The 23,093-nt window shown below is 62.1% G+C and carries 22 protein-coding genes; 14 read left to right on the forward strand and 8 right to left on the reverse strand.

Annotated features, from left to right (window positions below; all coding sequences use genetic code 11):
* Positions 1–29 precede the first annotated feature (29 nt).
* Genes DA373_RS01725 through DA373_RS01750 form a run of 6 tightly spaced genes read left to right on the forward strand, consistent with a single transcriptional unit; the run spans position 30 to position 5,258 of the window.
* A complete protein-coding gene (locus DA373_RS01725; protein WP_107850640.1) occupies positions 30–1,076 on the forward strand; it encodes an ABC transporter substrate-binding protein in 1,047 nt (348 codons plus the stop codon).
* A 2-nt stretch (positions 1,077–1,078) separates the two neighbouring features.
* Positions 1,079–1,882, forward strand: coding sequence for an alkaline phosphatase family protein (locus tag DA373_RS01730; RefSeq protein ID WP_107850641.1), 804 nt, complete (start codon positions 1,079–1,081; stop codon positions 1,880–1,882).
* Positions 1,879–2,814: an ABC transporter permease gene (locus DA373_RS01735; RefSeq protein WP_107850642.1), complete on the forward strand. Its 936-nt coding sequence runs from the start codon at positions 1,879–1,881 to the stop codon at positions 2,812–2,814. The genes DA373_RS01730 and DA373_RS01735 overlap by 4 nt, the downstream gene beginning before the upstream one ends.
* Positions 2,807–3,589, forward strand: a complete 783-nt coding sequence (locus DA373_RS01740; RefSeq protein ID WP_107850643.1) for an ABC transporter permease — start codon at positions 2,807–2,809, stop codon at positions 3,587–3,589. The genes DA373_RS01735 and DA373_RS01740 overlap by 8 nt, the downstream gene beginning before the upstream one ends.
* Entirely contained in the window at positions 3,589–4,605 is a 1,017-nt protein-coding gene (locus DA373_RS01745) for an ABC transporter ATP-binding protein (RefSeq protein WP_107850644.1), read from the forward strand. Before DA373_RS01740 ends, DA373_RS01745 begins: the two co-directional genes overlap by 1 nt.
* Complete coding sequence (locus DA373_RS01750) at positions 4,605–5,258, forward strand: HAD family hydrolase (protein WP_107850645.1); 654 nt, start codon at positions 4,605–4,607, stop codon at positions 5,256–5,258. The genes DA373_RS01745 and DA373_RS01750 overlap by 1 nt, the downstream gene beginning before the upstream one ends.
* 131 nt (positions 5,259–5,389) lie before the next feature.
* Here DA373_RS01750 and DA373_RS01755 read toward each other — a convergent pair whose 3' ends face one another.
* Complete coding sequence (locus DA373_RS01755; RefSeq protein ID WP_107850646.1) at positions 5,390–5,731, reverse strand: DUF2750 domain-containing protein; 342 nt, start codon at positions 5,729–5,731, stop codon at positions 5,390–5,392.
* Positions 5,732–5,868: 137 nt separating this feature from the next.
* Here DA373_RS01755 and DA373_RS01760 point away from each other — a divergent pair, with 137 nt between their 5' ends.
* The 4 genes from DA373_RS01760 (at position 5,869) to DA373_RS01775 (ending at position 8,949) form a co-directional block, all read left to right on the forward strand.
* On the forward strand, positions 5,869–6,516 hold the full coding sequence (locus DA373_RS01760; RefSeq protein WP_107850647.1) for an isochorismatase family protein: 648 nt from the start codon (positions 5,869–5,871) through the stop codon (positions 6,514–6,516).
* Positions 6,509–7,705 (forward strand): nicotinate phosphoribosyltransferase, encoded by a 1,197-nt coding sequence (gene pncB, locus DA373_RS01765; RefSeq protein WP_107850648.1) that lies wholly within the window; start codon positions 6,509–6,511, stop codon positions 7,703–7,705. Before DA373_RS01760 ends, pncB begins: the two co-directional genes overlap by 8 nt.
* 98 nt (positions 7,706–7,803) lie before the next feature.
* On the forward strand, positions 7,804–8,598 hold the full coding sequence (gene phhA, locus DA373_RS01770) for a phenylalanine 4-monooxygenase (RefSeq protein ID WP_107850649.1): 795 nt from the start codon (positions 7,804–7,806) through the stop codon (positions 8,596–8,598).
* 9 nt (positions 8,599–8,607) lie between these two features.
* The gene (locus DA373_RS01775) at positions 8,608–8,949 is read left to right on the forward strand and encodes a 4a-hydroxytetrahydrobiopterin dehydratase (RefSeq protein ID WP_107850650.1); all 342 of its coding nucleotides are present in this window, start codon (positions 8,608–8,610) and stop codon (positions 8,947–8,949) included.
* Positions 8,950–9,055: 106 nt separating this feature from the next.
* Here DA373_RS01775 and DA373_RS01780 read toward each other — a convergent pair whose 3' ends face one another.
* The 4 genes from DA373_RS01780 to puuD are packed head-to-tail and all read right to left on the reverse strand — an operon-like array spanning position 9,056 to position 13,176.
* Positions 9,056–10,333: an NAD(P)/FAD-dependent oxidoreductase gene (locus DA373_RS01780; RefSeq protein WP_107850651.1), complete on the reverse strand. Its 1,278-nt coding sequence runs from the start codon at positions 10,331–10,333 to the stop codon at positions 9,056–9,058.
* 12 nt (positions 10,334–10,345) lie between these two features.
* Positions 10,346–11,830 carry an aldehyde dehydrogenase PuuC gene (puuC, locus tag DA373_RS01785; RefSeq protein WP_107850808.1) on the reverse strand — a complete coding sequence of 495 codons (1,485 nt, stop codon included), beginning with the start codon at positions 11,828–11,830 and terminating at the stop codon, positions 10,346–10,348.
* 18 nt (positions 11,831–11,848) lie between these two features.
* A complete protein-coding gene (puuR, locus tag DA373_RS01790; RefSeq protein ID WP_107850652.1) occupies positions 11,849–12,409 on the reverse strand; it encodes an HTH-type transcriptional regulator PuuR in 561 nt (186 codons plus the stop codon).
* Entirely contained in the window at positions 12,406–13,176 is a 771-nt protein-coding gene (puuD, locus tag DA373_RS01795; protein ID WP_198650204.1) for a gamma-glutamyl-gamma-aminobutyrate hydrolase, read from the reverse strand. The genes puuR and puuD overlap by 4 nt, the downstream gene beginning before the upstream one ends.
* 184 nt (positions 13,177–13,360) lie before the next feature.
* Here puuD and DA373_RS01800 point away from each other — a divergent pair, with 184 nt between their 5' ends.
* Positions 13,361–14,773 carry a glutamine synthetase family protein gene (locus DA373_RS01800; protein WP_107850653.1) on the forward strand — a complete coding sequence of 471 codons (1,413 nt, stop codon included), beginning with the start codon at positions 13,361–13,363 and terminating at the stop codon, positions 14,771–14,773.
* Between the two features lie 65 nt (positions 14,774–14,838).
* Entirely contained in the window at positions 14,839–16,323 is a 1,485-nt protein-coding gene (locus DA373_RS01805; protein ID WP_107850654.1) for a Na+/H+ antiporter NhaC family protein, read from the forward strand.
* Between the two features lie 346 nt (positions 16,324–16,669).
* Here the strand turns inward: DA373_RS01805 and DA373_RS01810 are convergent, their stop codons facing one another.
* The gene (locus tag DA373_RS01810; protein ID WP_107850655.1) at positions 16,670–17,665 is read right to left on the reverse strand and encodes a cytochrome d ubiquinol oxidase subunit II; all 996 of its coding nucleotides are present in this window, start codon (positions 17,663–17,665) and stop codon (positions 16,670–16,672) included.
* Between the two features lies 1 nt (position 17,666).
* The gene (locus DA373_RS01815; protein WP_107850656.1) at positions 17,667–19,073 is read right to left on the reverse strand and encodes a cytochrome ubiquinol oxidase subunit I; all 1,407 of its coding nucleotides are present in this window, start codon (positions 19,071–19,073) and stop codon (positions 17,667–17,669) included.
* 294 nt (positions 19,074–19,367) lie between these two features.
* Here DA373_RS01815 and DA373_RS01820 point away from each other — a divergent pair, with 294 nt between their 5' ends.
* Both DA373_RS01820 and DA373_RS01825 read left to right on the forward strand, forming a co-directional pair.
* Entirely contained in the window at positions 19,368–21,236 is a 1,869-nt protein-coding gene (locus DA373_RS01820) for a sensor histidine kinase (RefSeq protein ID WP_107850657.1), read from the forward strand.
* On the forward strand, positions 21,233–22,594 hold the full coding sequence (locus DA373_RS01825; RefSeq protein WP_107850658.1) for a sigma-54-dependent transcriptional regulator: 1,362 nt from the start codon (positions 21,233–21,235) through the stop codon (positions 22,592–22,594). Before DA373_RS01820 ends, DA373_RS01825 begins: the two co-directional genes overlap by 4 nt.
* Before the next feature lie 9 nt (positions 22,595–22,603).
* Here the strand turns inward: DA373_RS01825 and DA373_RS01830 are convergent, their stop codons facing one another.
* Positions 22,604–22,981, reverse strand: coding sequence for a SirB2 family protein (locus DA373_RS01830; protein ID WP_107850659.1), 378 nt, complete (start codon positions 22,979–22,981; stop codon positions 22,604–22,606).
* Positions 22,982–23,093: the final 112 nt, after the last annotated feature.

Raw genomic sequence — 23,093 nt, forward strand, 5'->3', positions numbered from 1 at the left:
TCTGACCTAGTCCAGAGGATGGGAATCCCATGAAAAACCTGTTTAGTGCAAGTCTCTTGACCCTGGCCCTGACGGCCACCACCCAGGCCGCTGATCTCAGCGAGCTGGAAAGCAAGGCCCGGGCCGAAGGCAAGGTATACAGCGTCGGCATGCCCGACAGCTGGGCCAACTGGAAGGACACCTGGCAGGATCTCGAGACCCGTTACGGCCTCGAGCATCAGGACACCGACATGAGCTCGGCCCAGGAAATCGCCAAGTTTGCCGCCGAAAAGGACAACGCCACCGCCGACATCGGCGATGTGGGTGCCGCCTTTGGCCCCATCGCCGCACAGCAGGGCGTGACTCAGGCCTACAAGCCCAGCACCTGGAATGACATTCCCGACTGGGCCAAGGATAAAGACGGCCACTGGATGCTGGGCTATACCGGCACCATCGCCTTTATCGTCAACAACGAGCTGGTCAGCAAGGCGCCCACCTCCTGGGCGGAGCTGCGCGACGGCGACTATCGGGTTGCGGTAGGCGATGTGGGCGTGGCCGCCCAGGCCAACAGCGCCATTCTGGCCGCCGCCTTTGCCTTGGGCGGAGACGAGTCCAACCTCACCCCGGCCCTGGCGCTGTTCGCGGATCTGGCCAAACAGGGCCGGTTGTCACCGGTGGACATCAATATCGCCAACCTGGAAAAGGGCGAGATTGAAATGGCAATACTGTGGGACTTCAACGCCCTCAACTACCGGGATCGCATCGATCGCGACCGCTTTACCGTGGTGATCCCTTCAGACGGCTCGCTGATCTCCGGCTACGCCACCATCATCAACAAGTACGCCAAACACCCCAACGCCGCCAAACTGGCCCGGGAATACATTCTCAGCGACGCCGGCCAGATCAACCTGGCCCGGGGCTACGCCCGCCCCATTCGCAGCAATGTCACCCTGCCCGACGACGTGCAGGCCAAACTGCTGCCCGACGAGATGTACGCCAAGGCTCACCCGATTGAAGACTTTGAGACCTGGGAGCAAAGCACCAAGCGGCTGCCGCGCCAGTGGCAGAGCCAGGTACAGATCCACCAGCAGAGGTAAGCATGAACAAGGTCATACTGATCATCATTGACGGTCTGGCCCACGAGGTAGCCCGGCACAACCTGGGCTACCTGCTGGCCATGACCGAAGCGGAGCGCGCCACCGCCTACAAGCTGCAATGCGAGTTGCCCTCACTGTCGCGCCCGCTCTATGAAACCATTCTTACCGGCACCCAGCCGGTGGATCACGGAGTGGTGCACAACGAGGTGGTGCGCCTGAGCAAGGAAACCAGTGTGTTTCACCTGGCGCGCCAGGCCGGCCTCACCACGGCGGCGGCGGCCTATCACTGGGTGAGCGAGCTGTACAACAAAGCGCCCTATGATCCGGTGCGGGATCGCTTTACCAGCGACAAGTCACTGCCCATTCAGCACGGTGCCTTTTATCACCTGGATCACTACCCCGACAGCCACCTGCTGCTGGACGCCGAATGGCTGCGCCAAAGTGCGGATCCGGATCTGCTGCTGATCCACCCGATGAACGTGGACGATGCCGGCCACAAGTTTGGCCTGGACTCCTCACAGTACCGCAACAGCGCCCGCCACTTTGATCTGCTGCTGGCCGATTATGTACCCCGCTGGCTGGAGCAAGGCTATCAGCTGCTGATCACCAGCGATCACGGCATGAACCGGGATCGCAGCCACGGCGGCAACCTGCCGGAAGAGCGCGAAGTGCCGCTGTTTGTGCTGGGCTCGGCCTTCAGCCACAATCCGCAGGCCCAACCCCGCCAGACCGAGCTGTGCGGCACCGTGGCCAGCCTGCTGGGCATTGAACATGACAAGCCCCTGTGCCGGGAGTTGCTGCGATGAACGAGTCTACTCTGCCCACCGGCGGTAACACCGCCGCGCTGCGGGCCAAGGCGTCCGCCCAACCCAGGGCGGCGAGCGCGGCCCGGGCGGCAGCCAGCCGCCCCGCCCCCTGGCGCCGCTGGCTGCCGCTGACCCTGCTGCTGCCCTTTGCTCTGGTGTTTGGCCTGTTTCAGCTGGCCCCCATGATCTGGGTACTGGTCAACAGCTTTCAGGCCGGCGGTGAATGGAGCCTGGCCAACTTCGCCGAGATCCTCGGCTCGCCCTGGTATCGCCAGTCCTTTGCCAACAGCCTGGATCTGGCGTTCTGGTCCAGCCTGGCCGGGCTGGCCATCGCCCTGGCCGGCACCGCGGCCCTGCGCCGGGTACCGGGCCGGCTGCAAAACGCCGTGGTGGCCTTTACCACCATGGCCAGCAACTTTTCCGGCGTGCCCCTGGCCTTTGCCTTTATCGTGCTGCTGGGCATGAACGGCGCCGTCACCCTGCTGCTGCAGGAGCTGGGGCTGGTGGAAGACTTTCATCTTTACTCCCGGGCCGGCCTGCTGGTGCTCTACACCTATTTTCAGATCCCGCTGGCGGTACTGCTGCTGTACCCGGCCTTTGATGCCATCAAGCCCGACTGGCGCGACGCCGCCGCCCTGCTGGGCGCCGGTCCGCTGCACTACTGGCTGAAAGTGGCGCTGCCGGTGTTGAGGCCTGCCCTGCTCGGCACCTTTATCATTTTGCTGGCCAACGCCCTAGGGGCCTATGCCAGCACCTATGCGCTGATGACCAGCAATTACAACCTGGTCACCATTCAGATTGCCGGTCTGGTGGCGGGCGACATCTTCCTCGAGCCTCAGCTGGCGGCGGCGCTGTCGTTGCTGCTGATGGCCCTGCTGTTGCTGGTGACCGGCATCAATCAATGGCTGATTGCCCGGAGTCGTTATGTCTAAGCCCCCGCTGTCCGCCCGCATCACCATCTGGGTGCTGGTGGCGCTGCTGGCCACCCCCATCGCCATTACCCTGATCTATTCCCTGGCCGAACACTGGGGCGCCCATATTCTGCCCTCGGGGTTCAGCCTGCAGTGGTATGCCCAGCTGTGGAGTGACAGCCGCTTTCTGGCGGCCTTTGGCCGCTCGCTGCTGGTATGCCTGGCGGCGCTGGTGCTCAGCCTGGCGCTGATTTTGCCGGCGCTGTTCGTGGTGTTTTACTACTTTCCCCGGCTCAAGAGACTGATGAACCTGCTGGTGCTGATGCCCTTTGCAGTGCCGCCTGTGGTGTCGTCGGTGGGTTTGCTGCAGCTCTATGCCGGCGGCCCGCTGCCCCTGACCGGCACGCCCTGGATACTGGTGCTCTGTTACTTCACCCTGAGCCTGCCCTTTATGTACCGGGCGCTGGCCAACAACCTGGAAGCCATCAATCTGCACGATCTGATGGACGCCGCCCACCTGCTGGGGGCCGGCACCACCCGGGCCTTTCTGCAGGTGGTGTTGCCCAACATCCGCAACGGCCTGCTCAGCGCCCTGTTTCTGGCGTTTTCCTTCCTGTTCGGGGAGTTCGTGTTCGCCAACCTGCTGGTGGGCACCCGCTTTGAAACCCTGCAGGTCTACCTGTACAGCCAGCGCACCACCAGCGGCCACTTCACCAGTGCCATGGTGATGTCCTACTTCCTGTTTATCGGCCTCGCCACCTGGTTGGCGCTGCGCCTGCAATCCCGGAGAGCCTGATGTTTTATCTGGAAGTTGCCCATCTCGCCAAACGCTTTGGCGACACTCATGTATTCAGCGATATCAGTTTTGACATTCGCCAGGGCGAGCTGGTCACCCTGCTCGGCCCCTCGGGCTGCGGCAAGTCGACCCTGCTGCGCAGCCTGGCCGGTCTGGTGAGCCCCGACACCGGCCATATTCGTGTGGCCGGTGAAGACATCACTCACCTCAAGCCCCAGAAACGGGGCATTGGCATGGTGTTTCAGAGCTATGCCCTGTTTCCCAACCTGACCGTGGCCGGCAATATCGCCTTTGGCCTGCGCATGCAAAAAGTGGACAAGCGGGAAACCGAACGCCGGGTAGCGGAAGCGGTGGAGCTGGTCGGCCTGAAAGGCCGCGAGCGCCACTATCCTTCCGAGCTGTCCGGCGGCCAGCGCCAGCGGGTTGCGCTGGCCCGGGCGCTGGTGGTGCAGCCGCGCATTCTGTTGCTGGACGAGCCGCTGTCGGCGCTGGATGCGCCCATCCGCAAGCGGCTGCGCGAGCAGATCCGCCAGATCCAGCAACATCTCAACCTTACCACCGTCTTTGTGACCCACGATCAGGAAGAAGCGTTGACCATGTCGGACCGCATCTTTGTGATGAACAAGGGAAGTATCGTCCAGGCCGACAGCGCCGAGGCGGTGTATACCCGTCCGGCCAGTGACTTTGTGGCAAGCTTTATGGGCAGCTACAACCTGCTGGAGCCGGAGCAGGCCCGGGCCCTGTTCGGCCTTAACATTCACGGCCGGCTGGCCATTCGTCCCGAGAGCATTTACATTCGTGAGCCGGGCCGGGACTATGGCCAAATGATGACGGCACCGCTGCCGGCACGGGTGGCGCAGCACCAGTTGCTGGGCAATGTGATCCGTTACCGCATGCAACTGGAGCAGGCCACCCTGGAAGTGGACACCCTCAACCGGGGCCCCCATTCCCTGCTGCCCGCCGGCAGCCGGGTGGAGCTGTTGTTGCCACAAAATGAACTGAAAGAGGTTGCCTGATGAACCTGGCCATTTTTGATCTGGATGAAACCCTGATTGCCGGCGACTCCGCCACCCTGTGGCTGACCTTTCTGGCCGAGCGCGGCCTGGTGAGCAAGGCACTGCTGGCGGAAGAACGCCGGCTGATGGACGACTATTACGCCGGCACCCTCGATATGAACGTCTATATGGCGCTGACCCTGTCGCCCATTGAAGGCCGGCGCCCCGAAGAGCTGGCACCGCTGGTTGAGGAGTTCATCACACGGCACATTGCGCCCATCGTCTATCCCCAGGCGCGGGAACGGCTTGCCTGGCACCGCGCGCAGGGACACCGGTGTCTGATCATTTCCGCCACCGGAGAGCACCTGGTCAGGCCCATCGCACATCATCTGGGGGTGGCGGATGCCATCGGCGTGCAGACCGAGATCGTGCAGGGGCGCTACAGCGGCCGGCCCGAGGGGGTTTACAGCTTTCAGCAGGGCAAGGTGGTGCGCCTGGGGCACTGGCTGAGGGAACAAGGCATAGAGCCCGGCTTCTGCTACGGCTACAGCGACTCCCACAACGATCTGGCGCTGCTGGAGCATGTGGATGAAGCCGCGGTGATCAACGGCAGCGACAGTCTCAATGCCCTGGCGGTCGAGCGGGGCTGGCAGCGACTGAGCTGGAGGTTTTAATACCGAGCCTTCTTTGGAGCGCGGGCAGCCTGCCCGCATTTTGCCGCGCAGCGGCAACCTATTTTCCCCTAAACAAAAACGGCGCTCCACAAGGAGCGCCGTTTTTTCACTCATCCAGTTTTAAGCGTGGATCAGGCGAATTCCTTCACCATCTCCAGTACATCCAGCTCAATGCCGTCGAGTTCTTCATTCCAGTTGGGGCCGATGCGCACGCCGTCTTCCGACAGATCTTCCACCCAGATTTCCAGGAATTCGGCCAGGGTGATTTCAAAAGGCTCATACTGAGCCCACTCGTCCACGCACTGGGCGCTGGCCTCGGCCCTGGTGGACCACAGCGGCATCACTTCGGTGTCTGCGAACTCGGTGGAATCACACACCACCCATTCGTCTCCGAAGCGAAGCCCCCACATGACGTTGTCGGCTTTCACTTGTTCGATAAAACGCTGGTATTCTGGCTGGTGGAGCTGGCTCATTATGGTCACCTTTGGCTAATGAGGGGGAAATACCCCGAATGGGGGCGATACTGAACCAAATTATCCCTAGACTCAATTAAAACAATATTAAAAAACGCAGTGCCCTTTGCCCTCAAGTCACTTACAGGAGGTGGCACATGAAACTGCCCGCCAAACACAGGGTAGCCAGTCTGGACGTGGATGCCCAGTATACCTTTACTCCCGTCTGTCCCGATGAGTTGCCGGTTCCCGGCGGCGATGATATCGCCGGCGAGCTCAACCGCCAGGCCACCTTTGCCGGTTTTCGCCTGGGCTCCAAGGACGCCCACTCTCCCGCTGCCCACTGGGTGGCCACCGACCAGCAGCCCGCTTTCAGCAAAATGGACAGCGACAACATGGATCTGCGCTGGCCGCTCCATGCGGTGCCCGGCACCCGCGGCTTTGAACTGCTCGACGGCCTGCCCCATCCCGCCGACTACGACTTTTTCGTGTGGAAGGGGGTGGAGCCCGATATGCACCCCTACGGCGCCTGCTTTCATGATCTGGCCGAGCAGCAAAGTACCGGGCTGATTGAATACCTGCGCGACAACGATATCGACACCGTACTGGTGGGGGGGCTGGCCACCGACTACTGCGTATTCCACACGGTTAAACAACTGCTGGCCGCCGGCATGAACGTCATCGTCAATCGCGCCGCCATTCGCGGCGTGGCCGACGACACCAGCCGCCATGCCATGGCCGAGATGATCCAGCTGGGCGCCCATTTTGTACACGACAGCGGCGCTCTGGAGCAGAGTGATGACTGAGCCCGTTATTCAATCCCTGCTCGACACCGACATGTACAAATACACCATGATGCAGGTGGTGCTGCACCAGTACCCGGCGGCGGAAGTGGAATACCGCTTTCGCTGCCGCACTCCGGGTGTGGACTTTTCTTCCTGTGTTGAGGACATCAGCCGGGAGATCGACCATCTGTGCAGCCTGCGGCTGACCGAAGCTGAGCTCGCCTTTCTGGCGACACTGGATTACATCAAGCCCGACTTTATTCACTTTTTGCGGCTGTTCCGGCTGGAGCGCGGCTTTGTACGGCTGGCCTGCCACGACGACCGGCTGGAAGTGGTGGTGCGCGGTCCCTGGCTGCACACCATACTGTTTGAGGTGCCATTGCTGGCCATTATCAGCGAGGTATATTGCCGCCATCACTACTCACGCCCCGACTGGCAACAGGCCAGGGCCAGGCTGCAGCACAAGATGGCAAAGGTGGCCCGGGAGCCGGCCGGCAACGGCTTTCATTTTTCCGATTTCGGTACCCGCCGGCGCTTTTCCCGGCGCTGGCATCAGGAAGTGGTGGAAACCCTGCTGAACGGACTGCCCGCGCAGTTTTCCGGCACCAGCAACCTGGATCTGTCCCGACGCCTGGGCTGCCGGCCCATGGGTACCATGGCCCACGAGTTTCTGCAGGCGTTTCAGGCCCTGGGCCCCCGTCTGGTCGACAGCCAGAAAGCCGCGCTGGAAGCCTGGGTACACGAATACCGGGGCCGGCTCGGTATTGCCCTCACCGATGTGGTGGGCATGGACGCCTTTCTGCGGGACTTCGATCTTTACTTCGCCAAGCTGTTTGACGGCCTGCGCCACGACTCCGGCGATCCGGTTATCTGGACCGAGAAGGCCCTGGCCCACTACCGCAAGCTCAAGATCGATCCCCGCAGCAAGCGGCTGGTGTACAGCGACTCGCTTACCATCGACACGGCGCTGGCGCTGTACCGGCGTTTTGCCGGCCAGTGCCACCCCGCCTTTGGTATCGGCACCCACCTCACCAACGATGTGGTGGACACCAGGCCCCTCAACATGGTGATCAAGATGACCCGCTGCAACGGCCAGGCGGTGGCCAAGCTGTCCGACAGCCCGGGCAAGACCATGTGCGAAGACGCCGGCTACCTGGCCTATCTGTCCCGAGTGTTTGGAGTACAGGCACCCATCGTAAAGCAGAACTGACACCAGCGTAAATTCAAACTGCCAACCTGCCCTTCTCAGCCTGCGCTCATCTCTCTAGATTAAAAGGCAATATACAGACGCTGACGAAGGGCATATAAATGAACGCCTCCACCTATGTGGCCCGTAAACCCGGGCCCGACGGAAAAATTGAATACTCGGAGGAGGAAAACGCCATCTGGCACACGCTGATTACGCGCCAGCTGGCTTGCGTGCAGCACCGTGCCTGTAACGAATACCTGACAGGCCTGAAACGGTTAAACCTGCCCCATGACCGCATTCCCCAGCTGAACGAGATCAACCGGGTGCTGGAGCCCGCCACCGGCTGGCGGGTGGCCCGGGTGCCGGCACTGATCTCCTTTGACCGTTTCTTTGAACTGCTGGCCGACCGGCAGTTTCCGGTGGCCACCTTCATTCGCCGGCGGGAAGATCTCGACTATCTGCAGGAGCCGGATATCTTTCACGAGCTGTTCGGTCACTGCGCCATGCTCACCCACCCGGCCTTTGCCCGCTTTACTCATACCTATGGGAAACTCGGCCGCGACGCCACCCCCAGAGAACGCGGCTTTCTCGCCCGGCTGTACTGGTTCACCGTGGAATTCGGCCTGCTTAACACGCCGGAAGGGCGGCGCATCTATGGCGGCGGCATACTGTCGTCGCCGGGTGAGACTCAATACGCCTTTGAATCGGATGAACCCGAGTTTCGCCCCTTTAATATGCTGGATGTGCTGCGCACGCCCTATCGTATCGATATCATGCAGCCCATCTACTATGTACTGGACAGCCTGGACGATCTCTTTGCCATTGCCGACATGGATATCATGGCCGACGTGCACAAGGCTCAGGCACTGGGGCTGTTCGCCCCCACCTTTCCACCCAAACAAACCGCCGTTTAAGGAGAACCCATGACCCAACTGGCCCAACAACAATGCGAGGCCTGCCGGGCCGATGCGCCCAGAGTCAGTGATGCCGAGCTGGCCGAGCTGATGACGCAGATCCCCGACTGGACCCCCCAGGCCCGGGACGGCGTGCTGCAGCTGGAGCGGGAGTTTAAATTCAGGAATTTCAAACTGGCCTGGGCCTTTGCCGACAAGGTGGCGGAACTGGCCGAAAGCGAATTTCACCACCCGGCCATTTTGCTGGAATGGGGCAAGGTCACCGTGACCTGGTGGACCCACGCCATCGGCGGCCTGCACCGCAATGACTTCATCATGGCGGCCCGCACCGATACCTTGCTGGCCGATTGACGAAGTTTGGAGCGCAGGCGGCTCGCCTGCATTAGCGCCGCAGGCGCTCAAAAATGGTTGCCGCTGCGCGCCAAATTGCGGACGAGCCGTCCGCGCTCCAATACATTTAAACGCCCAATTTATCCCGCAGGCTGTAGTAGGCGGCGCCCATGGCGCTGAAGGGCACCTGAAAGCGGCGGCCGCCGAAAAACGGCAGGTGCGGCAGGCAGGCAAAGGCGTCAAAACGTTCGGCCTGGCCTTTCAGCACTTCCGACAGCAGCCGGCCCGCCAGGTGGGTACAGGTGACGCCGTGGCCGCTGTAACCCTGCATGTAATACACGTTGGGCTCGAGCCGGCCAAACTGGGGCAGGCGCGACAGGGTCAGCAGGAAGTTGCCGGTCCAGCGGTAATCCACCTTGACCCCTTCCAGCTGGGGAAAGGTCTTCAGCAGTTTGGGCAGCACCAGGCGGTCGATGTCGTCCGGATCCCGGGCGCCGTAGACCACGCCGCCGCCATAGAGCAGCCGGTTGTCGCCGGTGAGCCGGTAGTAGTCCAGCAGGTAGTTGCAGTCTTCAACACAATAGCCGTTGGGGATCAGCCGTCTGACCTGCTCGTCACTCAGGGGCTCGGTGGTCACAATCTGGGTGCCGCAGGGCATAGCCTTGGCCGACAGCTTGGGCTCCAGGTTGCCGAGATAGGCATTGCCCGCCAGCACCACAAACCTGGCGCTGACGCTGCCCCTGGCCGTTTTTGCCAGGGCCGGATCGCCGTATTGAATGTTGGTCACCGCCGACTGTTCAAAGATGCGACCGCCCAGCTTGCGAATGGCCTCGGCCTCTCCCAGCGCCAGATTGAGGGGGTGAATATGACCGCCGCGATGATCCAGCAGGGCGCCTACATAACGATCCGTGTCGATCTCCCGGGCCACCGCCTCGGCATCCAGCAGCTCCAGGCCATCATGGCCGTAGAGCTCCCAGTTGCCCTTCTGACTTTCCAGCTCATGCAGCTGGCGGCGGTTGAGCGCCGCGAAAATGCCGCCGGGCCTGAAGTCGCACTTTATATCGTACTGCTCAATGCGTTCGCGAATAATATCACCGCCTTCAAACATCATGCTGCCCAGCATGCGGGCGGTATCGGCGCCGTAGCGGGATTCGATCACGTCTATGTCCCGACTGTAGGAGTTGACAATCTGGCCGCCGTTGCGACCGCTGGCGCCAAAGCCGATGCGGCCGGCCTCCAGCAGCACCACATCAAAGCCTGCCTCGGTCAGAAACAGCGCGGTGGACAGGCCGGTGTAACCGCCCCCCACCACGCACACATCGCACTGTATGTTTTCGGTCAGTTGCGGCCAGGGCGCGTGTTCGTTGGCGGTGGCCGCGTAGTAGCTGTTGACGTGTTCCATAATGTGAATGCTCCCTTAATCCAGTGCCAGCCAGGTGGTCTTGAGTTCGGTAAACTTGTCAAAGGCGTGCAGTGACTTGTCACGGCCGTTGCCGCTTTGCTTGACGCCGCCAAAGGGCACCGTCATATCGCCGTCGTTGTAATTGTTGATAAACACAGATCCGGCCTTGAGTTGCCGCGCCAGCCGGTGAGCCCGGCGCAGATCCGAAGTCCACAGCCCGGCGCCCAGACCGTACTGGCTGTCGTTGGCCATTTGCACGGCGTCCTCTTCCCGTTCAAAGGTGGTCACCGCCAGCACCGGGCCGAAGATCTCTTCCCGGGCCACCGCCATATGCGGATTGACCTGCTCCAGCACGGTGGGCCCGATAAAGTTGCCCGCCTGATCCCGGCCGTCCAGGCCCAGAACGGCGCCTTCTTCCAGACCCTCGGCAATGTAGCGGCACACGCTGCCGTGGTGATCGCTGTCGATCAGGGTGCCCATGGTGGAAGACGGATCCAGCGGATCTCTGGGTTTAAAGTGCTCGGCGGCCTTTTTCAGCTCGGCCATAAAGACGTCCCTGATGCTGCTTTCTACCAGCAGCCGGGTGCCGGCAATGCACACCTGACCCTGGTTGTAGAAGATACCCGACGCCGAAGCCCGGGCCGCTTTGGCCAGATCCGGGCAGTCGGCAAACACGATATTCGCGCTCTTGCCCCCCGCCTCCAGCCACACCCGCTTCATGTTGGAGCGGCCGGCGTATTCCATCAGCAGCCGCCCCACCCCGGTGGAGCCGGTAAAGGTCAGGCAGTCCACATCCTCGTGCAGGGCCAGGGCCTTGCCCGCCTCGTGGCCAAAGCCGGGCAGCACGTTGAGCACGCCATCGGGCAGGCCCGCTTCCTTCGCCAGGGCGGCCAGACGAATGGCGGTCAGCGGCGATTTTTCCGAGGGTTTTAAAATCACCGAGTTGCCCGCCGCCAGCGCCGGCCCCAGCTTCCAGCAGGCCAGCAGCAGCGGAAAGTTCCAGGGCACAATGGCCGCCACCACGCCGATGGGCTCGCGGCTGACCAGCGCCAGGGCATCGGGCCCGGTGGGGGCGATTTCGCCGTAAATCTTGTCCACCGCCTCGGCATACCAGCGCATGCAGCGCACCGCGCCGGGAATGTCGTCCCGCAGGCTGTGACGAATGGGTTTGCCGGTATCCAGGGTTTCCAGCAGCGCCAGCTCTTCCCTGTGCTGCTCCATCAGCGCCGCCAGCCTGAGCAGCACCGTCTTGCGCTCGGCGGGGGCTTTTTGTGACCAGACGCCGGCCTCGAAACTGGCCCGGGCGGCGACCAGCGCCATGTTCACATCCGCCTCCCGCGCCCGGCTGACTTCGGCCAGGGTGGTATCGGTGGCGGGGTTGATCACCGCAAAGCGCTCGCCGGCCACCGCCTCGCGGTATTCTCCTTCAATAAACAGCCGGCTTTCGGGTTGCAGTTTTTCGGCTTCCGCCTGCCAGTAAGCCTGGTTTCTGAACTCCATCATGTGTCTCCGCCTTGATTACAGATTGGCCGGGGTATGGGCGCTGATAATGCGGCATTCCCGGTCCGATGAATTGGTAAAGGTATGGGGCAGCCCGGTGTCGATCACGTAGCTCTGACCGGCGCTCAAATGGTAGTGCTCACCGCCCACCGTCAGCTCGATTTCCCCTTCCAGCACGGTACCCACCTCTTCGCCCTGATGCTTGAGGTGACCGCCGGTACTGGTGCCCGGGGCATAGCACTCGATAAGAAAACCCAGCGCCCGCTGGCGGTTGCCGTTGTGCACCAGTCTGAACGACACCCCCTGACTGCCGATTTCCACCAGCTCGCTCTCGTTAATCACCACCTTGTTACGGGCCAGCGGCTCGGGCTCGGCAAAAAACTCCGACAACGACATGTCATACACCTTGAGCAGCTTTTGCAGGCTGCTCACCGCCGGGCTCACCTTGTCCTGCTCTATGGTGCAGATGGCGCCGTGGGTCAGCCCCGACAGCTCGGCCACTCTGCGCTGGCTGAGCCCCAGCCGCCGGCGAATGTCCGCCAGCCGGCTGCCCGGCGCCAGCTCGCCATGGGCGCTCATACCGCCTCCCGCGCCCGGGCATGATCCCGGCAGGCGGCCACAAAGCCGTCGAACAGCGACCGGGAAAGGGCGTTGTCGCGGCTGTGCCATTCCGGGTGCCACTGCACCCCCAGGGCAAAGGGATGATTCACCAGGCTGATGGCTTCCACCAGGCCGTCGGGAGCGGTGGCTTCCACCCGCACGCCCGGTCCCAGTGCCTTCACCCCCTGCATATGCAATGAATTGACCTTCTGCACGCCCTCACCCGCCAGTTGCGCCAGCAGGCCGCCCGCCACGGGCTGAATGTCGTGGGCCGGGGCGTATTGCACCTCCAGGGGTTGTTCCTTGTTTTCCCTGTGCTCGGCAAACAGCCCGGTCTCGTGCAGGCGCCGGTGCAGCCGGCCGCCGCTGGCCACCACCATTTCCTGAAAACCGCGGCAAATGCCAAACAGCGGCAGCTTCATGGTTTGCGCGGCGTCGATCAGCCGCAGGCTGAGCCGGTCCCGGCCGGCGTCGGTGTGCTCTTCCTTACCGGTTTCACCGTAATGGTGCGGCTCCATATTGCTGTAGCTGCCGGTAAGCAGAATGCCGTCGAGGCGGGACAGCATGGCCGCCAGGCTTTGTTCATCCTCACCCAGCTGGTGCACCAGGGGCACCGGCACCGCGCCGGCCGCCACAATGGCGTCCAGATATTTCTGCTGCACGGTAAGGCCCGGGTGGGGCCCGAGCTGCTGCTGGCACAGAATGACGCCCACCCAGGGTTTGTTAAATATATGAACCAATGTCATCGTCGCTCACCCGCTTTAAATTTTGAACACTCTGCCCCGATGGCGGGACATCCGTAAAAAATATAGTCAAAACCCTAGCACCACGGGACCAGGAGCTCAATAATTTTTAACACTTGCAAAACAAAATAAACACACCTAAGTTATCAACGTAAATTATATTTAACGGTCACATGGTGGTGAAATCATGCAAGCGAACACAAAGGTAACGACTCTTCCCTCGGCCGACGAGCCGGCTTCTACTCTCTTTGAACAGGAGGTGGCCGCCTATCTGGTCCGCTACCCCCAAACCCAGTATGTGGACGTTTTACTGACCGATCTCAACGGCATCTTTCGCGGCAAGCGGCTGCCGGTGAGTGCCCTCGACAAGCTTGAAGCCGGCTGTTTTTTTCCCGCCTCCGTGTTTGCCATGGACTTTCGCGGCAACGTGGTGGAAGAGACCGGCATCGGCCAGGACATCGGCGAGCCGGATCTGCCCTGCTATCCCATTGCCGGCACCCTGGTGCCCTCCGCCTCGGATGCGGAAACCGTGGCCCAGCTGCTGCTGACCATGGTGGATGAACACGAGCAGCCCTTTGCCCTGGAGCCGCGCAACGTACTCAACCGGGTATGGCAGCAGGTGAAGGCGCGCGGGCTGACCCCGGTGATCGCCCTGGAGCTGGAGTTTTATCTGGTGGACCGGGATCGGGACGAGCAGGGCCGGCTGCAACCCCCCTGCTCGCCGCTGACCCAGAAGCGGGACACCTACAGCCAGGTGTATTCCGTGGACAACCTCAACAACTTTGCGGAGATCCTCGCCGATATCGACAATATTGCCGCCCTGCAGGGACTGCCCGCCGACGGCGCCGTGGCGGAAGCGGCCCCCGGTCAGTTCGAGATCAACATGCACCACGGCAGCGACGTGCTGGCCGCCTGCGATCAGGCGCTGGCGCTGAAGCGGCTGATCAAGCTGGTGGCCGAACAGTATGAAATGGACGCCACCTTTATGGCCAAGCCCTACGAGGAGCATCCGGGCAGCGGCCTGCACGTGCACATCAGTGTGACCGACGAGCAGGGCAACAACCTGTTTGCCGATGCCGAGGGCGAGGACTCGCCGCTGCTCAGGCAGGCGCTGGCAGGCATGCTGGATCTGATGCCCGACAGCATGGCGCTGCTGGCCCCCAACATGAACGCCTTTCGCCGTTTTCAGCCGGGCATGTATGTGCCGGTGCAGGCGTCCTGGGGTCACAACAACCGCACCGTGGCCCTGCGCATTCCCGCCGGCGACGACGAGGCACGCCGCATTGAATACCGGGTACCCGGCGCCGACGCCAACCCCTATCTGGTGGTGGCCACCATACTGGCCGGCCTGCTGCACGGCCTCGACAACACACTGCCGCTGCCGGAGCCGGTGGTGGGCAACGGCCTGGAGCAGGAAGGCCTGCCCCTGCCCACCCGCCAGAGCAGCGCCCTGGCCCGGCTTGAAAGCGACACTCCGCTCAAGCGCTATCTGGGTGAGGAGTTCATCGAGGTGTACCGCATCTGCAAGCAGGACGAGCTGCTCGAATTTGAAAAGCGCATTACCGACATTGAACTGGAATGGATGCTGAAAAACGCCTGATGTTACCAAGCAGGTAAAAGAGCGCCGGCAGGCGCGCCCCCTCGACCCAAAAAAGGAAGATGATGATGGAACAACCCAACTCCCTGGCCCTCAATCCCAGTGTCAAATGGCCACCGCTCTGGCGTGGCCTGGCGGTGGCCGTGATAGCCGCCCTGGCCTTTGCCTGGCTCGGTTTTACCCATGAGCCCGGCAGCGACTACGGTGCGCTGAGCCTGCTGCCGGCGGCGCTGGTGATCACCATGGCGGTGCTCACCCGCAAAACCGTGGAATCCTTGCTGGCGGGCAGCCTGCTCGGCCTGCTGCTGCTCGATCCGGCCAACCTGGTAAGCCCGCTGGCGGACGTGACCCTGGCGGTGATGATGGATGAAACCATCGCCTGGCTTATTCTGGTATGCGGCATGATGGGCGGGCTGATTAACCTGCTGGCCCGGGGCGGCGGCGTGCACAGCTTTGGCGCCGTCATGACCCGGCTTATCAAGTCCCCCAGAAGCGCCATGGTGGGCACGGTCGGCCTGGGACTGGTGGTGTTTATCGACGACTACCTCAACTCGCTGGCGGTGTCGTCATCCATGAAGCGCATTACCGACCGCTTTCACATCTCCCGGGAAAAACTCGCCTATATCGTGGACTCCACCGCCGCTCCCATCTGTATTCTGGTGCCGGTATCCACCTGGGCGGTGTTTTTTGCTTCATTGCTGGAAGACTCGGGTGCGGCCGAAAGCGGCCAGGGCATGTCACTCTATGTAGCCAGCATTCCCTGGATGTTTTACGGCTGGGCGGCGCTGCTGGTGGTGGCGCTGGTGGCGGCGCGCCGGCTTCCGGATCTGGGCGCCATGAAAAAGGCCGAGGCCCGGGCGCAGGGTGGTCAGCCGGTGCCCGATGGCTGGCAGGACGAGGAAACGCCCGCCCCCGAGCGCAGCGTGCCCGGCTGGCTGGGACTGACCAACTTTCTGCTGCCGATGGCGGTGCTGGTGCTGGCCAGCGTGTATTACGACATCGATCTGCTGAAGGGCGTGCTGGTGGCCCTGGGTGCGACCATGGTGCTGTATTCGGTGCAACGGCTGCTGTCGTTTCAGCAGCAGGTGGAGGCGACCCTGGACGGTTTCAAGGTGATGCTGTATCCGCTCGCCACCGTGTGCGCCGGCTTTATTCTGAAGGAAGTGAACGATCAGCTGGGCATGACCCGCTACATCATCGACACCGTCACCCCGCTGCTGACGCCGGCGCTGTTGCCCGCCGTGGTGTTCCTGGTGATGGCCGCGGTGGTGTTCAGCACCGCATCGAGCTGGGGCGTGTTCGTGATCTCCCTGCCCATCGTGGTGCCCCTGGGTCAGGCCATGGACGTGCCCATGCCGCTGGTGGTGGGAGCCCTGCTGTCGGCCTCGGCCTTTGGCAGCCACGCCTGCTTCTTCAGTGACTCCACCGTGCTCTCGGCCCAGGGCGCCGGTTGCGACACCATGGATCACGCCCTGACCCAGCTGCCCTATGCGCTGATCGGCGGCGCCATCGCTCTGGTCACCCTGCTGGCCGCCGGATTCTGGATGATGTAACACCAATCGGATTAAACATTTACTCATTCTGTTAGCGAGCTGTAGGCGCCGCTTCAGCTGGCGCAAACCGGCAGACCATGGCGTTTTAAAGGCCTGTTGCACAGGCCCTGCCGACTAAAGTGGCGGCTACAACAGGACCTAAAACGATCACTTGCTTAATGTAATTAGTATAAGAAGATTGGAGCTAGCAACAAAAAAAACGACCCATTTGGGTCGTTTTTTGTTTACCTGGTCCGAAAGGTTTACATTCCCAGCAGCCAGCGCAGGGCCATGCCCACCAGGGTGATCCCCCCCACCCCGGCGAGATACAGGCCGGCAAACCACAGCCAGCTTCTTTTACCCGCCATCAGTAACCTTCCTCGAAATCTTCCACCTTGCCGGAAAAGATGCGGTAGCCCCACAGGGTATAAGCGCAGATCAGCGGCAGAAAGATGAGAATGCCCGGCAGCAGGAACAACAGGCTGGAGTCGGGGGCACTGGCCTGCCACAGGGTCAGCCGGTGCGGGATCAGGTAAGGGAACAGGCTCACCACCAGACCACCGAAACCCAGCAGGAACAGGCCGCAGGCCAGCCAGAAGGGCCGGGTTTCATGGGGCTCGCCGTCCAGATCCCGGTACAGCAAAAAGCCAAGCAGCACACTCAGCAGCGGCAGCGGCGACAGCCAGATAAAGTTGAGGCCGTCAAACCAGCGCGCACTCACCTGCTCGTTGGCCAGCACCATCCACAGGCTCACCACCAGCAGAATGGCCATGATGATCACCACCAGCCGGCGGCCCAGGTGGGCGGCCCGGGCCAGCACGGGATCACGGCTCTTGAGCACCAGGTAACAACAGGCCAGCAGGGCATAGGCCACCATCAGCGCAAAACCGGTGAACAGGCTGAAGGGGCTGAGCCAGTCCAGGGCCCCCAGCTCGCCGGGGCCGCCCTCCACCCCCTGCACCACGGCGCCGAGAATGGCGCCCTGGCAGAAGGTGGCCACGGTGGAGCCGAGCCAGAACGACTTGTCCCACCAGGGCTTGGAGCGATGGGACTTGAACCGGTATTCAAAGGCCACACCGCGGAAAATCAGCCCGATCAGCATGATGATAATGGGCGTATACAGGGTCGCCAGTATGCCCGCATAGGCGGCGGGAAAGGCGGCGAACAGCACCACGCCGCCAAACACCAGCCAGGTTTCATTGCCGTCCCACACATGGGAAATGGAACGCATCATGTGATCCCGTTCGCCTTCGCTGCGAAACCAGGGGTAGAGGATGCCGAGGCCGAGATCAAAGCCGTCCAGCACCACATACATCAGCACCGCAAAGCCCAGCAACAAATAATAAAACAGCGCCAGATCCATCTCAGTTCTCCACTACGTCGTGTTGCAGTTTCTTCACCCAGGCCAGGGCAAAGCCGGGGGCCTTGATGCCGATCATGTGCTGCTCCAGCCGGGCCATGTCGGGCGGCCCCTTGCGAATGAGCTTGGCCATAAAATAGAGATACACGCAGAACAGCAGGCTGTAGGTGAGCACAAACAGGGTGAGGGAAAACAGCACCCGCTCCGCCGGCAGCGGTGACACCACGTCCATGGTGCGCACCAGGCCGTGCACCAGCCAGGGCTGGCGGCCCACTTCGGCCACATACCAGCCGGCCAGGGTAGAGATAACGCCGGAGGGGATCATCAGCATCATCAGCCACTGAAAGGGCCGGCTTTCAAAACGGCCGTTGTTGCGGCGCAGCCACAGGCCCCACAGGGCGGCGCCTATCATCAGCACACCCAGGCCCACCATGATGCGGAACGAATAGAACACCAGCGGCACATAGGGGCGCTCGTCGGCGGGTACCGATTTCAGGCCCTGCAGCTCGCCGTCCAGCTCATGGGTAAGAATGAGGGAAGCCAGCTTGGGAATGGCAATTTCAAAATGATTGGTCTCGGCCTCCATGTCGGGCACCGCAAACAGCAGCAGCGGCGCACCGGCCTCGCGCTCGGGCCAGATCCCTTCCATGGCCGCCACCTTGATGGGCTGATGTTCCTTCACATTCAGGCCGTGAAAATCGCCTACCAACGCCTGCACCGGCGCCAGCAGCAGCGCCGCCCACAGCGCCATGGACAGGCCCTTGCGGCCAAAGGCCAGATCGCGTTTTTTAAACAGATACCAGGCGCTGACGCCGCCAATCAGGAAGGTGGCGCTGAGCATGGCCGCCAGCAGCATGTGGGTCAGCCGGTAGGGCATGGACGGATTGAAAATCACCTCCATCCAGCTGGCCACCTCAAAGCGACCGTCCACCAGCTCATAGCCCGCCGGGGTCTGCATCCAGGAGTTGGCCACGATAATCCAGAAGGCGGAAATCCAGGTGCCAACCGCCACCACACAGGTGGAGAAAAAGTGCAGTTTTTCCCCCACCCGCTGCCAGCCGAACAGCATGACCCCGAGAAAACCGGCCTCCAGAAAAAAGGCGGTCAGCACCTCATAGGCCATCAGCGGCCCCAGCACGGCGCCGGTGATCTCGGAAAAGCGGGAGAAGTTGGTGCCAAACTCGTAAGACAGCACGATGCCGCTCACCACCCCCATGCCAAAGGTGATGGCAAAGGGCTTGATCCAGAACTTGGCCAGCTGAAAATACACAGGGTTGCGGGTTTTCAGCCAGAGCCCTTCCCAGATGGCAATGGCGGTGGCCAGACCTATGGTGATGGCCGGAAAGATAATGTGAAAGCTGACGGTAAAGGCGAACTGTATTCGCGACAGTATGGCGGCATCTAGCTCCATGGGTCCTCCTTAGCGGGCCAGTTGGCGACGCAGCAGGGCCGGCAGGCCCGCCATCAGAAGAACGATCACAATAGCGGAAAATTCCATCAACAGGGCAGTCATGTTCATTATGGTTATGCTCACTCGTTAGTCTGGTAGTGAGTTAAATGCACAAGGTGTGCCAATTTGTGGAGAAGGCCGTCCTGTCTTGCCGTGGATCAATAAAAGTGTAAAAACTTGTGCTCACCGACAACAAGGTTTACAGTTTTTTGGCCTCCAGCTGTCAACACCATTTACACCCGGACACCCTTCCTTATGCCTCTGGAACTCGCCTTTGAACTCATGATGATGCTTACCAGCGGCTGCGCCCTGCTGGTATCGGCCTGGCTGTTCTGGCGCGCCCGCAACCGGCGCAGCATGAAGGCGCTGGCGGGCTTTGGGGTGATGATGGCGCTGTGGTGCGCCGGCCATGTGGCGGTGTTTTACGGGCTGGACACCCTGGGGGTGGCGCTGATCCTGGCCAACCCGCTGATGCCCACCTTTTTTCTCGACTTTGCCATCGGCTTTGTCAACCAGGGGGCCGGTCAGCGCCCCTGGCTGAGCCGGCTGGCGCGCCACCGCGGCCTGCTTTACGGGGCGGCGGTGCTGGTCAGCCTGATCACCCTGCTGCAAAACGGCGGCGGCATCATCGCCTTTGGCCCCTTTGAACACTATTTCGTGTTTCAGGGCAGTGGCTGGTTCAATATTGGCTACACCATTTTCATTGGCGTGCTGGCCCATGCCCTGCTGCTGTGGGGCTTTGCCCGCCACAGGGGCAACCGCCGCCGCTCCATTGCCGCCATGTTCGCCGCCGGCGCCTGGGGGCTGCTCCTTGCCACCAGTTTTATTTTTCCGTCTCTGGGGCTGCACTGGTATCCCTGGCCCATGCTGCTGCTGCCCAGCTACGTGCTGCTGCTGGTGTACGGTGTGGTGCGCTACCAGATGCTGGAAGTGAACGCCTGGGCCAACCGGGCGCTGCTGTGGATTTTAATGACCGGTTTGCTGCTGGGACTGATGGCGCTGTTCAGCGCCATGGCCGGACGGCTGGGCATGCAGGCCCTGGCCGCCGTGCCCCAGTGGCAGCTGTGGCTGTATTCGCTGCTGCTGCTGATGCTGGCGCTGGCGCTGTACCGGCCGGTGAGCGCCCTAGTGGAGCGGTTAATCTACCCGGGCAGCCGGCTCGATGAACAGCTGCTCGACACCTGGATGGCACAACTGCGCGATGCCAGCGACTGGAATGCCCTGGCCCAAACCGCCGAGCGACTGCTGGCCCGGCAGATGGGCCAGCCGGTCACGGTGCGGCTGCTGACCCGGCCACCACTGTCCGAACCCGGCCCCGGGCTGCAGCTGTGGTGTTTGCATCAGGCACAGGGCTGGCAGTTCCGGCTGAAGGGTTTTGACGATGTCACCCCCGGCACACGGCTGACCGCCGAGGTGTTCGGCTCTCTGCTGGCCACCCGCTGCGGCCTGCTGGAGCGCTCGCTGCAACTGGCCGAAGCCGAACGCAAGCGGGTCTCGGAACAACACCTGGTGGAGCTGGGCGGACTGTCGGCGGCCATGGCCCACGAGCTGCGCAACCCGCTCAATATCATTTCCATGGCCACCGCCGGCCTGGAGGCGGATCGTAAAAGCATGATTCAAGGGCAGCTCAAACGGGCCGACCGGCTGATCGTCGACATGCTGGCCTATTCCGGCCAGCTGCAGATACAGCCCCGCCCCCTGCCCCTGGCGCCACTGCTGGACAGCCTGCGCCCCCAGTTCGACTGGCAGCAGGTCAGCTTTGATTACAGCCTGCCGGACGATTATCACCTGTATGCGGATCCCTACCGGCTGCAACAGGTGCTGACCAACCTGATCGACAACGCCCTGTCCTTTGTACGCAATCAGCCGGACGGCCATATACGGCTTGAAAGCACCGACACCCCCGGTGTGCTGTGGCTGCACAACAATGGCCCGACCATCGAGGCCGACATGCAGGCTCACTTGTTCCGCCCCTTTGTGACCCGGCGTCAGGGCGGCAGCGGCCTGGGGCTGGCCATCGTACAGCGGATTATGGAGGCCCATGGCGGCCATATTCGCCACCGTAACGACGCCGGCTGGCCGGTGACCTTTGAGCTTTATTTTCCCGAGGAGCAAGCATCATGACCACGGCCCGCATTATTGTCATCGACGACGAGCCCGCCTTTCGCACCCTGAGCGCCCAGTGGCTGCAGGCGGAAGGCTACGAGGTGCATACCGGCGCCGATCTCGGCGAGCTGCGCACCCTGCTGGCTGACGTCGACGCCGATCTTGTCCTGCTCGATCTGTCACTGCCGCCCCGGTTCGATCCGCACCATACCCTGAGCGCCCTGCCCGAGTTTACCGACAGGCCGGTGATCATTCTCACCGGTCACGGCGAGCGGGAGCTGGCGCTGGAAGCCCTGCGTCAGGGCGCCTGGGATCTGCTGGCCAAGCCCATGGATCCGGATTTGCTGGCGGTGGTGATCCGCCGCGCCATTACCAAACACCAGCTGGTGCGCGAGCTCAACAGCCTGAAAACCCGCATCAGCCGGCAGAGCCCGATCACCACCCTGATCGGCGCCTCACCGTCCATGAACACCATTCGCGCCCTGGTCAGCCGCATTGCTCCCACCGATGTGCGGGTGCTGGTGACCGGCCCTTCTGGCACCGGCAAGGAGGTGATCTCCCGGGCCATTCACGATCTCAGCCCCCGGGCCTCCGGTCCCTTTATCTCGGTGCACTGCGGCGCCATTCCCGCCGAACTGCTGGAAAGCGAACTGTTCGGCCACACCAAGGGCGCCTTTACCGGCGCCGATCGCAACAAGGACGGCCTGCTCAAGCTGGCCGACGGCGGCACCCTGTTTCTGGATGAAATCGGTGACATGCCCCTGGCCATGCAGGTAAAACTGCTCAGGGTATTGCAGGAGGGCAGCTTCTACCCGGTGGGCGGGCGAGAGCTGGAAACCATCAATGTACGGGTGATCTCCGCCACCAACGCCAGCCTGCCCGACAAGGTCGCCAGCGGCGAGTTCCGGGAAGATTTGTTCTACCGCATCAAGGGCGTGACCATTGAAACCCGGCCCCTGGACGATCGCCCGGAAGACATTCCCCTGCTGATCAGCCACTTTCTGGAGCTGCAGGCCCAGGGCAGCGGCCAGCCGCCGCTGCATCCGGACACCGCCGCCTTCAACTGGTTTATTCAGCGCCGCTGGCCGGGCAATGTGCGCGAGCTGAAAAGCGCCCTCGACAGCGTGGCCGCCATCGCCCAGGGGGGGATTATCACCCTGGACGACATCGCCCTGCTCTATCCGGACGCCCGGGAAAACAGCCCGGCCCGGCCCCTGCCCGGTGGCGATACCCTGGATGCCCAGGTGCGGGCGCTGGAAATCACCCTTATCACCGACGCCCTGGCCCGTCACGACAACAACCGCACCCATGCCGCCCAGGCCCTGGGGCTGTCGCGCCAGGGCCTGCTGAAGAAGATAGAGCGGTACGGGTTATAACGGCTGTCTTTAGCCCAGCAGCAAGGGCGTATGGCTTTTGGCGATAAACAGTATGGTGGCAAACAGGGCACAGCCAATGCCCGCCAGCACATAACGCCGCCGGGCTGGTACCTCAGGCTTGAAGGCCATCATGGCAAAGGCGACATAGGCAACCAGCAGCACCAGCTTTTCGGTCAGCCAGGCATCGGTGACCGGGTATTGCGCTATCACAACACACAAGGCCAGGGCACTGACCAGCATCAGCAGGGTCACCAGTTTATGGGCCTTCAGTGCCAGCGCATTGTGCAGTCGTGCCGAATGGGTCACTCCCCACCAGGTGCGCAGCAGGAAACTTAAAAAACCCAACACAACAAGCGCCACATGGGCCTTTAGCAGAAACTGATACATACGATGTCCTTATCCATTTAACTGTCTGAAAAATGTTAAATTATTGTAGGGACACAGTAAGCGTCTTGATCCATGTCAAGCGTTGAAGTGAAAGCTGGCGAAGAGATACCAG

Origin of the sequence: Oceanimonas marisflavi (genome assembly GCF_003049725.1) — a bacterium.
Classification (GTDB): domain Bacteria; phylum Pseudomonadota; class Gammaproteobacteria; order Enterobacterales; family Aeromonadaceae; genus Oceanimonas; species Oceanimonas marisflavi.